This window comes from Lacinutrix sp. Hel_I_90, assembly GCF_000934685.1.
GTDB lineage: Bacteria > Bacteroidota > Bacteroidia > Flavobacteriales > Flavobacteriaceae > Lacinutrix.
Genome location: NZ_JYNQ01000001.1, coordinates 3,274,086 through 3,289,616, shown reverse-complemented (window position 1 = coordinate 3,289,616; position 15,531 = coordinate 3,274,086). Strand labels below are relative to the sequence as shown.

Sequence of the window (15,531 nt, the reverse complement as noted above, 5' to 3'; positions counted from 1 at the left end):
GTGTTAGTTTTTTGATTCTTTAATTAAATTATCTATAGTCTTAGAGACATTACGGCGCTTAATCTCTTCTTCTGGTCCATATAGGGTTGTGGCTTTTATGCCGCCTTGTAGCGTTTGGTTTAAGCTGCTCATGGTAGCCATAACCATTTCTAAAACCCCACTCATTTTATCGTTATTAATAGGTTGCGTTGATTGTGAGTTGTTGGTATTATATAGACCTTTCTCATAACCCATAGTTGGTTTTCCAGCTAAAGCCATGATGTAATCTATAATCTTAGGATCCATACGCTTAAAAGTATTTGGATCTATTACCATTTCTGGACGCTCCCCAACTAAAACCGTTGGTTGGTTTGCTATTTGAGTACCTGTATTAGTGCTAATTCTAGAATTATATACTTTACCATCTTGCTTTCTGGTGATTGGATAGAGGCCTTCTTCAAAGCCTTGAATTGCAGATCCTACAATTGCTGCTATTTGCACGCCAGCGATTAGATTATTAGCGGTTGTGTTTTTAGCAGCAATCGCTGTGTTTGCTCCAATTATTAATGGTGCTACTACTGGTCCATAAACTAAAGCAGCTGTATTTGCAGCAGCTAGCGATGATGCAATTATTGCATTTGCTTTAGCTGTAGCTATAACAATTTCCTGAATAGCCATTCCTTTTTGAAAAAGAAAGGCAAGTTTACCAATTACGGTTTTTTTATCGAAAGCATCAGCTAAAGCAGAAACGCCTGCTTGTAAAGATTTTTGTCTTGCTTCTTCAAGATTTTGCTCTGCTTCAATTTGTTTTTGGTTGTACTCTTCCTGTTTTTTTAAATCTTCTAACCTAAATTTTTCTTTTATAGCTTGTATATTAAGCAGTTTTTGGGTTTCTAAATCTGCCAATAAAGATGCTTTTTGCTCTTCGTTAAAAGTTAATCTTTCAATTTCTAAAGCCTCTTTCTCTGCATCTTGTTCAGCTTTTAAAAGCTCCCTTTCAAGATTGCTATTGGCTTTAGATAATGCTATTTGATTTTCTAATTCTCGTTTTTGATTTTCAAAAGATTGCAGTCTCTCAAGTTCTTTAGCCTCTCGTTCCGAATTTAATTCATTAAGCTTAGTGTTCTTATCTGCTTCCAATAAAGTTGTTAGCTCTTGTTTTTTTGCTGAGCTTATTTTTAGCGCGTCTATTTCTTTTTGACTGGCAATAGCATCCTGCTGTATTTTTAATTCTTTACGTGCAAAATCATCTGCTGCAGCTTTTAATGCCGCTTCGTTTTGAAAGTCAAGCTTTCTTCTTTCAAAGTCTTTTAAGGCCGCTAATGCTTTCTCTTTTTCCTCATCTGTAAGTTCTGGTTTCTTCGGGTCTTTATCTTCCGTTACTGGACCATTAAGTATTTCATCGCTAATACCTAATCGCTTTTTAAGAGCTTCTCTTTCGGATAATATTCTAGCTGTTTCAGTCTGTTGATTTTTTAAAAAAGCAGCGTTATTTTTTAAACTGTTTAGTTCAAAACTTAGACTCCTAATATTAACCCTGACCATCCTTTCGGTGTTATCGATATGTTTATCTATAAAATCCTGTGTTTGCTCAGCTAGTGTAGCTCCTTCTTTTAGAGAAAAGTTATATTTGTCTGCTACTTTTGTTAATTGTCTTCTTAACTTATCCTCTTGTTTAATAGCTCTTAGCTCTTGTTCCCCTTCTTTTTTATTTTGCTTTTTGAGCTCTTCTTCCTTTTCTAATAAAACAATCTTATTTATTAATTGGTTGTTAACCGCCCTTATAGCTGTAGTTAGTTGTTCATTCGTAACTTTTTCAGCATCAATATTCGCTAAAAATGAAGGGTATTTTTCCTTAAACTCTCTAATTATTTTTAGGCGCTCTTCTTGAGAAGTGTTTACGTCTTTTACTTTAGAGTTTAACAATAGTAAGTTCATTCTCTGCTTCTCTGTAGCTTCGCTCGCTTTTTCTAAAGGGAAAACGGTTTGTAAAACTGATGCTCCAAGTTTTTGAAAAAAAGTAATAGCACCACTACCTGTTATTATGTTACCAATTTGAAGTTTTGTGTTTTCTAAAGTTGCGTTCCATCTTTGAGAACTACTAGCGGCATCATCTAATATACTTCCTGCTTTTGCAACTTCTGATTTAGCAATATTAGCAACAGCTTGCACAAAATTTGGGGTTCTACTTAGCTCTTCGTTAAGAGCTGCAGTAGATATACCCAAGTTATCTATACGTAGCTTTGATTCTTTAGAAAGCCCTTCTACTAATGAAGCCTTTAACTTATCTACACTTTGCCCTGTTTGTGTTGCTCTAACTGCTAGAAATTCAAACAAAGTGTCTGTTTCTTCTAGACTTATATTGAAATTATTGAACTCTACTAAAGACTTTTTAATCTCTAGATCACTTAATAATCCACGTGTAGATGCCTTTACTTTATTAAAAGCGAGTTCTCCTTCTTTGCCTAATGCTTTAAAAGCAAACTCCACACCCTTAGCCTCTATAGCTAATTTTACAGAATCTTGAATAAACTGCTTTGTAAACTGGAGTCCAGATTTTAAAGCATCTGCAAATAGTAATGCTCCAGAAATAGGGAAAACTATAGATTTAAAACCATTTTTTAGTTTAGAAATAAACCCAGTCTGCTGCCCCATAGCTTTAGATGTACCAGACATTGCAGAACGAAGTTCGCCTTGTCTAGACTTCACACTTGTTAGCTGTGAATTTAACGCCTTCCACTCAGAGGTGTTAGGGTCTAGTTCTTTCATTTGCAATTGCAACTTCCTATTTGTCGCGGCTAACTGCTTTGTAGTAAGATTGTTTATCCCTATTTCTTTAGTGAGATCAGACATTCTAGCCTTATTTGCTGTTAAGGTCTTATTGTTCTCTTGCTGCTTTTTAGTAAGAGCTTCAATTTCTGCAGCATTCGCTTTTTTAGCTCTGGAAAGTTTTTTTAGTTCCTTTTCGTAATCTTTAATGGATTCAATTATCTTTTTATTAGCACGCTCCAGTTGGCCATACTCCTTTTGAGCAGAATCGCCGTTAATGACTACGGTAAATTTGAGTGTTTCGTCTACAATTTTTTTAGCCATTAGTTTTCTATTTTATATTCTTTAGCAATAAGGTTTCGAACGTCGTCTGTTAAGCCAAAAGCGAGCTTATTAATGATGCTATTAAAATGGTAATAGATTATTTTATTATGTACAGGAATAGGTTTACGCTTTAGTCCACGAATGTTACGCATGTCTATGAAACGTTGTAACATTGCATGACTACCTTCTAAAGATGAATTGGAAACTTGAAAACGGCGTTTGGAATTTATAAGTTTTTTAGTTTCTGGTGACGCTTTAGATCTCTCTGTAAGTTGTTTTTGAGCTTTAAAAATATTTCTAGCCTCGTCTTTAAGCACACGGTCTATATATTTTTGCTCTATAATTTTAGCGTTGGTTGAGTTGCCTATAATCTCCATATAGCAATTTTACCACTATATATAGCTTGCTAAAAGGACATAAAAAAACCCACTAAGTGTGTTTAGTGGGTTGTGAAATTTGTTATAAAAATTTTAAATCATGACGGAATGAGGACATTAGATATACATATTCATCATTTGAATAAAAATCTTTGTACTTGTTTAGCGTGCCTAATTGCATAAGGAGATTGAATGCTGATGGCTTCTTTTTGTTTTCTTCGTTTTTTTCTTGTTTTGGATTCATAATTATGAAGATTAAAAAAAGCAGGAGTTTCCCAGTACAAGAATACCGAAGTATTAAAAGAAACTGTCGGAACGTTACCGTTGCCGAACTCCTGCCGTATTGTTAAAATTTTGTTTTTGAAAATCATTGTATTCTTGTTTTGGAATTGTAAATATATGAAAATTTAAATTGATTCTTCTTTTTTAAATAAATCTAGTTGCTCTTCAACTACATTCTTGTCTAGACTATTTAAGCGTTTTGAAGCATTTTTTTGAAGCTTTTTCAATTCTTCTATTTTTTTGTAATCATCGGTTAACTTCCAATTAGATTCTAATTGCTCTATTTGTATTTGATAATTCGTTTTTTCCTTTAAAATAGAATTACGTTTTGTAAAAGTATCAAAAAGCACATCATAACATTCTTTTTGATATTTTTCAACATTATCTCTAATGTCTTCTTTTACGTTCCTAGAATCAATTCTAAACAACCAGCCAAAAATATATCTCAATGGTAAAGTTTGCATTTTTCTTTTGTTTTCATCTGCTCCAACTGTGGTGGTCAGCACCACAGTTGAACCTAAAATAGGGTCTTCTTTTATCTTCTTTAATTGAGAAGAATAATCAACTCCTATTGCTTCACAAATTGGTTTAATTGCAACATACTTTTCGATTCCATTTGTTGAAATAATAATTTCTTTTTCGTTTACTGTAATTGTTTGATCAGTCATAATATTATTTATTGAATTAATATTTACCAAATATATAAAGATTATTTTATTAAACAATGTTTTTTAATAAAATATTCGCGATTATTCTATTAATATTGTAATATCATGTATATATTTGGAATATGAATAAACAAACATCACAAATAATAACAGCGGTTTTAAATAACGAGGTTATTTATGCAGATACTAATTTGAAGAGTTTTAGAGATAATTTCGCAGCAATAGAGCCTTCTTTTTGGCACTATTATAAATTATATCCAAAAATGAAGAAAACTAATAAAGTTGTTTTTGAAGTAGAAGATAAACAATATCATATTCAAATAACCAAAGCTAAATAAATAGAGTAATATGATATCCAGTTATAACCCTCAGGGTATATAACTGACCAAGTATGAATATGAAGAATATCATATTGAGGTTACACGAAATTCTAAATGAAAAAACTAGTTTATTCCCCCCATACGGGGTGGATAAAAGTCTATTAAAATAAATCCCATTTCTTCCTCTTATTATCAATTATTCCCCCTCTAAATAGAGGGGAATAATTTCTTCTTCTAAATATTTAATATTTTTTTTGCAATTCAATTTACTCTTTTTGGAGTAAATTGAATATTAATAAAGAAGCTTTTATGTTATATTTTTTAATTATGAACGGACGCCAATTAGCGTCCGTTCATAATTAAAAATCTGTTTTATTAGTAACATCCATGATGTAGCCATTACCACTAAAGTAATTGTTTACCGGTGTTATTTGTATGGAGTTAATGTCTAAGTCCTTAAATACGCAGTCTTCTCCAAATTGATTAATAAGCGCCTTTATTTTAAGTGACAATGCCAGCATTTCTAATTGGCATAATTGATAATTATCTAGCTTAAGATCATTACCACCTGTGGCATCTGTTTTTTTTACTATTATAAATGAGAGGTTGTTTTTAAAAGCTGCCGTGTCTTCATCATTACTGTCTGAGTCGTGCGATGGTATTACCGTTATTAAAGTGCAACTATCGTTTGCATTTACATGCTCTTTATACATTTTACTTGCCTCGTCATCACTTGCAACAACGATAACTTCTGGTTCCAAATTTGGTCTTGTAGTAATGTAATTATCTACAAACGCTCTTAAATCACTAAGTAGTAGCATTGCTTTTGGTTTTAAGTTTATTGAATTCGTGTGTTTGGTTTACCAGGTAAACTAAAATGTCGTAAGTGTTTTGCTCTGCCACCTCTTTTATGGGTCCAAATACTTTAGTTTCTGCCAACGAATAAAGCGTTCCTAACATGCCAATACTATTATTGTTAGTTTCTGTGCTAGTGCTATTAAAAAGTATAGACAGGTCTACTGTGTTGCCTGAGCCAATATCTAAACTGCTACAGTTGGCAATATAATTTTGACATGAAGACACGAATAAGAAAATAGCGTATTTGGTTTCGTAATTTAAAGCTGAAAGGATATCGGCATAAATTGGTGTTAGGTTAGGGTTGTATTTTCTTCGCCTATCACCATCGTAATCAATTTTTGTCTTAACGGATTTATAATTCTCCTTTTCTGGCCTATAGATGGTTGCTATTAAATTATTGAGTTCGTTTTCGTCTGCTGTAGATGCAAAAGCATTAAAGTGATGTATTAGCTTTAAGTACTCGCCATAGGTAGTATTAAACAGCGCATCTGATGGTCCGTAGAATTTATGTCCATCTATTTCAATTAATGGAAGTTTTTGTACGTAAAAATCCATATTGATCACTTTTGTTTCTTTACGGTTTTCGGTTTTTGTTGTAAAATACCCATTTACCAATCTTGATATCGTGTTTACATTTTCTATAACCGGAAGGTTTTCTTCCTTCTCTAAATCTGCGGTTCTAACCAGGTTTAAAAACGAATAGGTAATACTGGTGCAAAATTGTGTATAGGCTATGTGCTCGCCTTGGTACAGCAATAGATTTTTAGAAAACGCAATTAATTGATCGCTAGAAAACTCTAGAGCGCTCTCAGGGAAATGTAAAACGGTTTTGTTTTCTATGAATTCTATTTTATGCATTTTGAAACTTTCCTGATTTAGATAATTTAACACCTACATTGTCTAATTCTGCATCATGTTTTGTTTTAGACTGCTTTATCACTTCGTAGTTTGATCGCTTCGATTTGGATATAGATTTGCCTTTATGGAAGGCTAATATTTTTTTTGAGCGTAGCAATTTGTTCGCCGTGCCTATAACTGAAAACTTGGCGCTATTAGATGCGCTAATATTTTGGAAAGCGGTGTCCATTATATTTTCCTTTTTACCTTTTGGTGTTTGAGTGTATAATACCCAGTAAATAAATTTGAAGAACTTTTTGATTGCTTTTATCATTATAGATTTACGTATTTTTTGTCAGCTTCTAATCCTGACGTTGTGTTAATAGTTTCGAATGTTTGATTTTGTTGGTTGTACTCGTATTCTAATTTTTTAAGATGTTTTTTACCTTCTTCTTCAAGAAACAGCATTACTTCTGCTCTTGCTTGAGACTTCATGCGCGTGTTTTCATTAAACAACATGCCTTCTGCAAACATCTCTACAGGAAACGTTTTAAATGCCTTTGCAAGCGTTAAATAACCAATCGCTTTTCGAATAATTATTAATAGCTTTTTTTGTGTTTCGTTTGGTGCTGCTGCTGCTTTTAAAGCAATAGACTCGGTTTCTGAAATGATTGCGTTTATATCGTCATTCTCAAAATCTTCCATGAACGGCACTAAACGGTAGTACAACTGCCCAGACTTATTAATAGGGAATACTTTATCGAATTGGTTAGTGTTTTTAATGAATAGTTTGTTTGCCGTTTTGTAGGCATCACTGGCTGTCCATTCTGGCCACTCTAGTTTATCTAATAATATAAAGAGCAAATCGAGTGATTTATAAGCACGCTTCTTAGTGTTAGAAGCATCCATGTTAATCTGCCATTCCCAAGCCAATTTTTCTGAGTCTTCAGTACTGTTTTTTCGTCCAGTATTTGAATGCGACAAATCGTTATTTGGTGCAAAATCAAGATAAGCCATTGAGGCTATATAAATTTGAACATATTTAAGCGCCGTGTTGTAATTAATTAGGGCTTCGCCTGTTTGCGTGGTTCTATCTAAATAAAATACATGAATCTTATTATAAACGGCTTCACTTATAAGATCAATTAAGTAAGGCGTGTTTATCGTAATGTCTGACTCCAATTTAGAATAAGTGAAATCTGCATCTAAAAAACCTAATATCTCTTTAAGTTCTGCCTGACCTTTATTTTCGTTATTAAAAAGTAACTTCATTATTCCTGTGGGGTTTTAGCTGCTGTGGTTGGTATTAATCTTTGTCCATTTGTGATGTCTTGTTGACGCTCTGGAGTGGTCCTATAAAAACCAACTTTTACATTTGTTTTAAAAATGACTTTTAACAGGTGGTTTATAGGGTTGCAAACATAATATTCAGGTATAGATGTTGCCGTTTTTTGGTGAATGATATACGCATTTAATTGCTCGCTTCCCGAGTCGCTTTTACCATCTGCTCCAACCATTAAAAGTGATGCATGAAGCCCAACACCTGCTTGCATGGCAAATTTTGCCGTATCGTACATTTTAATTTGACTTTCTACCCATTCCTTTGTTTTTTGTTCAATAGGGGTAATCTTCCAGCCTAGTTCTACAGCATTCGCTCCAATTAGGGTGATAACGTATTCATTATGCCAAAACTTACCAACGTTGTCCACGCCAGATAAAAGACTTGATAAACTGTCCAGTATTTCGGTCTTTAAGTCCTCAAGCATTTGCTCCTTATAAATTTTGTTTTCTGCTTGGCAATTTTGCTTTAAAATGTCTCTTTTTTCATCCCAATACTTAGATGGAGACTGTATGTGCCATTTAATATTTAAAGAATTTTCTATAAATGCATTAAAGATTCTAGGGGTGTTTGTTGTGTTTTTTATCCACTCTAAACTACCATAGATGTCTGGTAAAGGATAATCAAGCATGCCGTATGTGGCGAACTTTTTATAAAATATAGACACTGGATATTTTCCTGGTTCTTTAGGGTCGTACAATGGATAAACCACCATCTCCTTTTTATCTTGCTTAACCCAATCACCAACGATTACATGTGTTGGTTTTTTTCTTTTATCATTCTTTTTATAAGCTAAACGACAACTAAATGCTGAAACGTGCTCAATTGCTGCAGGTGAAGACGTGTTAAGTCTACCCTGTTTAGATCTAAAGATTTTATTAAATGTAGACTCTTGAAAATAATAATCTATAGAATTAGCATGCAATAACTCTTCATGATTGATGTTCTCAAGCCAATCCTGAAGCTTCTGGTCTTCTACAGGCTCTCTAAGGTATTTTGTACCGTCTTGCTTTAATTCGTACAAGTATGGCCCCTGCTCAATAAGTAACTCCACCTTTCTCTTAAGAGATCTTTGCGCAAAAGAGTTAGGTAGTACAGCATCCTGTATTTGGTTAGGTATATCATTAGCCTTACCAAAGGGTATAACCTTGAACTCTCCTATATCTAAAGTGTTCTCACTCCAATCTGAAAAGGTTTCCTTGCCTCCTGACTCTTCACCAGATGCACCACGACCTGTCACCTCATAGTAATTAAGATTGTTTCCTGATAGCGAGAGATAAGAGTCTTTACTTAGTCTGTGGGTGTTGCTCATTATATTTGTATTTGTTTATCATTCACAGCAATAAGCAGCGGTATGTATGCGGTGCCAAGCTGATCGTTTTGTTGATCGATATAATTAAACTTATAAGGAGCCATTGCATCCTTGTGCTTAGGTGTTTGTTTACGCAGTAATGCTGAAGGCACAATTCTTATAGTGCCGTTAACACGTCTGTATGACAGCTTAAACGGTGTGTTCAACTCTGTTAAGCGATGCATATCATTGAATGCATCGGCATAGTTGCTGTATACTTTATTATCTAACATATAACAATATTAATCTTATTAGAAAGCTAACAAAAGGACAAAAGCGACCGAAATATAGAGCCGTCATATATCTCAAATCAATATTTGCGTGTATAAACACATTCTAGGCTTAGCGTGGCGGTATTTTTCGTGACACCTTTTTTTGTTTTTGATTTTTTGCATGGTTTTATTACTGAAAATCAATTGTTTACACAATTATAAATGTTGTTTTTATATAAAAAGACCTAGTTTAAACAAACAAAGACCTTATTTAATCGTAGGATCCGACGAAAATAATATCTCTTTTCCTGAGATTTCTCTAATGTGTTCTGGTCTACATAAAAAATACTTACCTGCATCACTCATGTTTGTAGACTCTAATGGCAAACGATGAAACGGTAATTTCTCACTCGATTTATCTTTGTGGGTTGACTTGTTACCGTTCTCTTTTGTTTTAATGATTTTCTCGGTGCGCTCCATAGAGCTCTTCCAACAAGGGCAGTTGTGTTTGTCAATTAAAAGCTTTGGGAGTTTAGGGTTACTGCCAGAATGCATTTGTAACATTAATTCATATTCACTTTGATGCGTAATGTTTGCCTGGTTTCTACTTTGTAGCGAAACCATCCAGCCTGTTGGTGTTCCGTCTGCATTAAACTCTATTGCTTTTTTTAATTTAGAGGCGTGGTCTTCTCCTACACTTTGCCATTTATTTGTGGCGCGATCATGCCAAAGCAATAACTCTTTACGTTTATGATACTTGAAGTACTCTACAAATTGAGCTCCCAATTCTGGAATAAAGTCTTCAGGTATGGTCCAGAACTCTTTTAAGCCTCTTATTAACCCTGGACTGCTTTGTCCAATTACCAAACTACACATGTTACCGCTGTCGAAACCAGCTTCTAAATGTGTATTTGTATTTAAATATTTAAGATCTAAACAGCTTTCCTGCTCTGTTACAATCTGTGCGTAACTGGATTGATCTACTCGTTTATAGGTAAAGCCATCACTATAAAAATTACTCTCTGTAAGATTTGGATAAAACATTAAGCCTTTTTCTAGCTGTGGCGGTATTGAAAGCAACGCCGTCATTAGCTCCTTAAAGTTTCCTTTTTCGAATTGCGTGTGAAAATATTTCTCTGTTAAAATATCTGCGTTTACATAAGAGCTTCCTATATAGAAAAACGTAGAATCCATGCGTGCTTTAATGTAGCGCTCATTCCATCGTTCTATATTTTTCTTAATGTTTCGTAATTGCTTTTTTAATTTAAGGTTTGCAGGATTAGCTTTTATTTCACGTTGCTTTTTTACGAGCTTTATTTTTTCGTCATTTAAAACGAATGCGACTTGCACAATTAATTCGATTTGCTTTAAGTCCATGTTTTCTTCCATGCTTAAAATCCAATCGTGTTCACCCAAATTAGTGTTAGGCATATCTGTTGTATAAGTAGAGCCTAAATAGTATGGGCTTTTGCTATATTTTACAGACTCGCCACGTGTGGCCTGCTTAATCTTGTTTAGTTTTTTTTCGTTTAAATACTTGGCTTCATCACCACCATCTGCCTGATAAGAATCACCAGCTCCTGCACTTGGTCTGTCTTGACTTATAATTTTAAAGTGTGTACCATGATGGGTTGTTATGGTATGTTTCCAACTTAATACCGTTTTGTGAGGTTTCTTAAAATGTTTTGGGGGCCTCTGGTCTACTACATAATGAATACCTTCAACCCAACCAAGCAATTGCCACCCTTGCAGAATGTTAGGAATAACGTTTTTAATTGCATTCATATAAGTATCTGAAGAAATAGAAACAAATGCACCGGGCATCTCTTTACTAATATCTTTAAATCTAGGCGAAAGAATACTAACGGTTTTGGCTCCTGCCCTACCTAATATTACATATAAGTTGGTGGGTTTAATTAATGCTATTAGCTGTGCCAACCAATGCATAAAGCGCAAAGCAACATCATATTGGTGCTTGTCTATTTTAGGTTTGCTCATTTGGTCTAAAAAATTCTCTAGGTTCTACACTAGCATCTTGTTTAATACGTAGCTTCTGCTCTTCTTTAAGAGGCATTTGGTCTATTTGTGCGGCTAATTGTTTACGATTGGCTTCTGTTAAACCTAAATCTCCTGGTGTTAAAGTGAAGATTTCCACCTTTTCTTCCAGTAAACCCTCTGGTATTTCTTCTTTGTCTGGTAAATGAAGGCCTTTAATCTCCCCTGCTTTTTTAACAGCGTCTACAATTTTTAAAGAAACCTCTGGTGAGTCTGCTGTTTTTACTGCTAACTGTATGGCTTTCATTGCTATTTCAAACAAAATACTTCTATAGATGTCGTTGCTTACTTCTTTGTCTAGGTAAAAGAATTTTAGTGCATCGTTAAAACGGCTTAATGCTGTTTTAGGATCTAGACTATAAAAAACACGTAAAGATTTTACCACGTTACCAGGAGACTCTACACGGTGCAGTCGTGAGTGTACAAACTTTAGTTGCTCTAGGTAAAGCATCATGTCGTCGTCCATGTCGTCACTGGTACCATTAGCAATAAAATCTTCTAAGATATCATAGTGCAAACCTTCGAGCTCGCTTTTATTTAATTTGCTTTTTGCCATAATTTAGAAGCCAAAGATTTCATTCTTAAAGTCTTCGAATGCTTGTGCTTTAGCGTTTTTATCGTGTATTTGGTAAGCGGTAACATTGCCCTCATTTATCATAGCCTCTAATGCATCTGCCTTGGCGATTGCAATATCTAAACGGCCACACTCGTAGGCTTCACGTATTTGGCTGTTTTTATCTTTCCAGATGTGTTTAAAAGTGCGTTTAGAAACACTAAGCGCCAAAGCAATATCGCTTGGCGCATAGTTTTTAGAGGCTAGATCCTCTATAGTTTCATAGTCTGAACCAGAAAGCATGTCTTTTATTTCCTTAACTTTAGACATGATCTATCGTTTTGCTAACTCAGCTTCGGCATGCGCTTTTAAATCTTCGTCACGCGCTACTAATGGCTCATTACCTTTACTGCTGTTTCTATTAATGTTTGTGGTGAGGCTGTGTATTTTCTTTGTTAAATCTGGTGTACTCATTTTTGTAACCTCTTCCTTTAACGCGATACGCTCAAACATAGGGTGCTCTCCCAAAACTGCTTTGTTTTTTTTATAATGCTCTAGCTCTGCATAGGCTTGCTTGTTTTCAATGTAATTATCTTTTACAGTATCTACCAATACCTGCGCTGCTTCATCGCTTAGTAACTCATGTAGTTTAGGCTGGTTGGTTTTAAAGGTTTCGTAAGTGGTAATTAAATCGTTAACCAATAGTTTTAAAACATTTGGACAGTCTGTTTCTCTTAAAAAAGGAAACTGATCACGAAGCTTTATAGAGGCTTTTACCTCTTGTGGTAACTCTACTAGCTTTTTAGAAACTAAAGTAGCTCTGCTGTTAACTAATGCCTTAACAATGGTATCCTGCTTTTTGTTTTTAGGTTTTAAGCCTAATGCTTTTACCAATGCTTTGGCAGCTTTATAATCTACATTCTCTGGATTGAAGGCAAGAAGTTTATCTTCTGGAGATAATGGTTTTGCTTCTTCTTTTTCTGGCTTTTGTTTTGCCGTTGAAGCTACTACAGGTTTTTGAGTAAGTATGGTTAACATACGCTCTTTAATGCCTGCTAGTTTTGCCAACTCGTAACATACAATTTGTATGTTTTTAGGGTTGTTTGTGAGTCTTGACAAGGTGTTTTGCACTGCTAGACTTTTGTTTGGTAGTTTATTATAAAGGTTACGACCACCCATTAACGAGCGGTCGTGCTTTAAATACTGTTCTACTTGTTGTTTAGGTGTTGCCATAATGGTGTATTAACATTTTAGTAATTAAAGTACTAATGTATACACAGTATTAAGGCTGTAAAAGGACAGATACTATTAGAGCATGCTATAATAGTCTTGCTTAAGGCTTTCGAATAAAAAATGATACTCGTCTGTGGAGTAGTTTTTAGCGTTCTGGCTTAAAGCCGAAAAGCGTTGTAATAAATCGTAAAAAGAGGATTTTGTTTTTTTTTCTTCTGTATTGTCTCGCATAATAAAAAAGATTATAAATACCCACGTAAGGTTGCGAGACAATACAAACAATACTAGATTGAAGATTACAAGCCATAAGGCTTGTCTTACGTGGGATTAAATTAGTTTTAAGTTTTTGTATTATCATAATAGTAATGTCTCGCAAGACAAATATACAAAAAAAACCAATACTCAAAATTAGAGTATTGGTTTATTGTGTGCAATGGGGTTTATGTATTATAAATAACAGTCTTAATAAGCCATAATATCCATTAAATTATTTCCTTCTAAGTCACCAACTCTTTCCCCCAGAATTTCAATTGCTAGTGGCTCGAAAAAGTCTTTTACGTCATTTGACTTTAATAGAACCTTTTTATTGGTAACATCAATTAAATAGAACATCCTGTAAGCCCCCTTCTCTGTCTTGTAAATATATCTAGTAATTCTATAGTCATTATCCGGATAAGCTTCTACATACTTCTCTAAAAAAGAATAATATACCGGAAGACTATAGATGTTTTCTTTGAGCTTCTTAATATCTTCCATTTTTTTCATCTTATGCATTCCGAAATAAGAATTATCTATAATGTGCTTTATATCTTCTTTATCACTGGAACATGCTGAAACGAGTAGTATTATAATAAAATAGATTATTTTTTTCATGGTTTTTAAAAGTATTTATTTAGTTTTTTTTGATCTATAATAGTTATTCCTTGCTCTTTTGCTTGTAAAAGCTTCTTGGGCCCTGCTTCATCCCCAACGATTAAAAATTCGGTTTTAACACCAATACCCCTATCAATATCTGCACCGCACTCCCAAAATAATTTCGCTAAATCATTCCTGTCTGGGTAATCATCATACACTCCAGTAATAACTACTTTCTTTGCATAAAAGAAATTAGACTTATCTTCTAAATCCTTTATTGGATACATGTATTTAGAATCAATATATCTTTCAGATAAATAAAGCGCTTCCATATAGTCTACCTTGTATGAATTGTCTTCGGTATCGGATTGCGCTTTTTTACTTTTCTTTTTAGTTTTCTTTATAGACAAAGTTTCTTTTTCAGATTTAAGAATCTGCAATTCCTTATCCAGAGACTTAACTTTTTTCTTGTATAACCGCAAAGAGGTTGACTTATTTATAAGAATAAACAACAATATAAAAGTTGTTAAAAACCAGAAGTATACCATGATCTATTGATTAGTTAGTTACGTAAACATACAAAAAAAAGCCTGTAACATAACATTACAGGCTTTTTACTAACTAACCAAAAATATAAAAAACAACTAACTATACTCTGCTTTTTTCCATAAATAGGAAGGTTCCACCGCCAGCATCTAACGCTTCTAACGTTAAACGTGAGCCGCTTAAGCCTTGCCAATCTACAGCGCCAGATAAGAAGAACTTAGCATTACTTGCCTCTATAGTTGCAGGGTTGGTACCGCCGCTTCCTAATAAGGTGTAAACTTCTCCTACTACTGCGTTTGTAAGGTCTGTTATAACCGTTGGCACAGTATTATCTGTTAATTGGTATTCTCCACTACCGTTATCTACATCTACCGTTGTAGCATCTGCTGCTACTGTGGTCGCTGTATCAAACGTGAAGTTACCAGTGTAACGCCCTGGTAAAACATCTGTCTTTGCAAATTGCTGGAATTTTAACAACCACATGGTGGCATCGTTATTATTCTGACCTTCTACAATTAAACTTAATGGTGCGCAACGGCTACCAAACATTCTGTAAAATGGCGAACCGCCACCACAACCGCCTACTTCTTGACCTACTACTAAACTTCTGTTTGTGTAGTTTTGAACAAACTCTTCGGCTGTTAATGTGCTTCCTGGAATAGAAAACTCTGGTAATGCACTAATGCTTACATTGTCTTCTTCTCCTTCACTGGTAACTGGTAAACTTGTTTTAGAACTGGTTACTTGAATCTTGGTCCAGTACTTTCCGGGCTTTGTCACATAATCTGTGATCATTACCACGCCATTGGTGTTTCGAGTTGGGTGTTGTGCTAAGTCGTTAATATCTATAACAACGATTTCGAAATTTTTACTTTCGGCAGCACCTTTTCCCTTTACTATTAAACTTGGTGTTGTATACATTTTTACTATGTATTAAAAATTAAACAAAAATTGAAGCCTTAACCATCGCTAA

General features: G+C 34.3%; 18 protein-coding genes. 1 reads left to right on the top strand and 17 read right to left on the bottom strand.

All coding sequences use genetic code 11. The features are described 5' to 3' along the window. Positions 1-3 precede the first annotated feature (3 nt). From GQ46_RS14560 to GQ46_RS14545, 3 genes are all read right to left on the bottom strand, one after another. Positions 4-3,072 (bottom strand): hypothetical protein, encoded by a 3,069-nt coding sequence (locus GQ46_RS14560; protein WP_044403415.1) that lies wholly within the window; start codon positions 3,070-3,072, stop codon positions 4-6. After that, entirely contained in the window at positions 3,072-3,449 is a 378-nt protein-coding gene (locus GQ46_RS14555; protein ID WP_044403413.1) for a hypothetical protein, read from the bottom strand. Before GQ46_RS14555 ends, GQ46_RS14560 begins: the two co-directional genes overlap by 1 nt. Before the next feature lie 407 nt (positions 3,450-3,856). Further along, positions 3,857-4,399 carry a phage antirepressor N-terminal domain-containing protein gene (locus GQ46_RS14545; protein ID WP_052503498.1) on the bottom strand — a complete coding sequence of 181 codons (543 nt, stop codon included), beginning with the start codon at positions 4,397-4,399 and terminating at the stop codon, positions 3,857-3,859. A 122-nt stretch (positions 4,400-4,521) separates the two neighbouring features. On the opposite strand from GQ46_RS14545, the gene GQ46_RS14540 reads away from it, so the two are divergent. Next, positions 4,522-4,737: a hypothetical protein gene (locus GQ46_RS14540; RefSeq protein WP_044403410.1), complete on the top strand. Its 216-nt coding sequence runs from the start codon at positions 4,522-4,524 to the stop codon at positions 4,735-4,737. A gap of 341 nt (positions 4,738-5,078) precedes the next feature. Here the strand turns inward: GQ46_RS14540 and GQ46_RS14535 are convergent, their stop codons facing one another. The 14 genes from GQ46_RS14535 to GQ46_RS14475 form a co-directional block, all read right to left on the bottom strand. Continuing rightward, positions 5,079-5,540, bottom strand: coding sequence for a hypothetical protein (locus GQ46_RS14535; protein WP_044403409.1), 462 nt, complete (start codon positions 5,538-5,540; stop codon positions 5,079-5,081). Further along, on the bottom strand, positions 5,527-6,435 hold the full coding sequence (locus GQ46_RS14530; protein ID WP_044403408.1) for a hypothetical protein: 909 nt from the start codon (positions 6,433-6,435) through the stop codon (positions 5,527-5,529). The genes GQ46_RS14535 and GQ46_RS14530 overlap by 14 nt, the downstream gene beginning before the upstream one ends. Beyond that, positions 6,428-6,748 (bottom strand): hypothetical protein, encoded by a 321-nt coding sequence (locus GQ46_RS14525; RefSeq protein WP_044403407.1) that lies wholly within the window; start codon positions 6,746-6,748, stop codon positions 6,428-6,430. The genes GQ46_RS14530 and GQ46_RS14525 overlap by 8 nt, the downstream gene beginning before the upstream one ends. Then, positions 6,748-7,686, bottom strand: coding sequence for a DUF6712 family protein (locus tag GQ46_RS17255; RefSeq protein WP_052503497.1), 939 nt, complete (start codon positions 7,684-7,686; stop codon positions 6,748-6,750). Before GQ46_RS17255 ends, GQ46_RS14525 begins: the two co-directional genes overlap by 1 nt. Further along, positions 7,686-9,065, bottom strand: coding sequence for a hypothetical protein (locus GQ46_RS14515; protein ID WP_044403406.1), 1,380 nt, complete (start codon positions 9,063-9,065; stop codon positions 7,686-7,688). The genes GQ46_RS17255 and GQ46_RS14515 overlap by 1 nt, the downstream gene beginning before the upstream one ends. Then, positions 9,065-9,289, bottom strand: coding sequence for a hypothetical protein (locus tag GQ46_RS14510; protein ID WP_156133241.1), 225 nt, complete (start codon positions 9,287-9,289; stop codon positions 9,065-9,067). Before GQ46_RS14510 ends, GQ46_RS14515 begins: the two co-directional genes overlap by 1 nt. Before the next feature lie 294 nt (positions 9,290-9,583). Then, complete coding sequence (locus GQ46_RS14505) at positions 9,584-11,314, bottom strand: hypothetical protein (RefSeq protein WP_044403404.1); 1,731 nt, start codon at positions 11,312-11,314, stop codon at positions 9,584-9,586. Next, positions 11,301-11,927 carry a hypothetical protein gene (locus tag GQ46_RS14500; RefSeq protein WP_044403403.1) on the bottom strand — a complete coding sequence of 209 codons (627 nt, stop codon included), beginning with the start codon at positions 11,925-11,927 and terminating at the stop codon, positions 11,301-11,303. Before GQ46_RS14500 ends, GQ46_RS14505 begins: the two co-directional genes overlap by 14 nt. 3 nt (positions 11,928-11,930) lie before the next feature. Next, entirely contained in the window at positions 11,931-12,254 is a 324-nt protein-coding gene (locus tag GQ46_RS14495; RefSeq protein ID WP_044403402.1) for a hypothetical protein, read from the bottom strand. Between the two features lie 3 nt (positions 12,255-12,257). After that, entirely contained in the window at positions 12,258-13,157 is a 900-nt protein-coding gene (locus GQ46_RS14490) for a hypothetical protein (RefSeq protein WP_044403401.1), read from the bottom strand. A 75-nt stretch (positions 13,158-13,232) separates the two neighbouring features. Next, positions 13,233-13,388 (bottom strand): hypothetical protein, encoded by a 156-nt coding sequence (locus tag GQ46_RS17800; RefSeq protein ID WP_156133239.1) that lies wholly within the window; start codon positions 13,386-13,388, stop codon positions 13,233-13,235. Positions 13,389-13,619: 231 nt separating this feature from the next. Continuing rightward, entirely contained in the window at positions 13,620-14,030 is a 411-nt protein-coding gene (locus GQ46_RS14485; protein ID WP_044403400.1) for a hypothetical protein, read from the bottom strand. 5 nt (positions 14,031-14,035) lie between these two features. Next, a complete protein-coding gene (locus GQ46_RS14480) occupies positions 14,036-14,422 on the bottom strand; it encodes a BRCT domain-containing protein (RefSeq protein ID WP_197077362.1) in 387 nt (128 codons plus the stop codon). Between the two features lie 238 nt (positions 14,423-14,660). After that, the gene (locus tag GQ46_RS14475; RefSeq protein WP_044403398.1) at positions 14,661-15,479 is read right to left on the bottom strand and encodes a hypothetical protein; all 819 of its coding nucleotides are present in this window, start codon (positions 15,477-15,479) and stop codon (positions 14,661-14,663) included. Positions 15,480-15,531 lie beyond the last annotated feature (52 nt).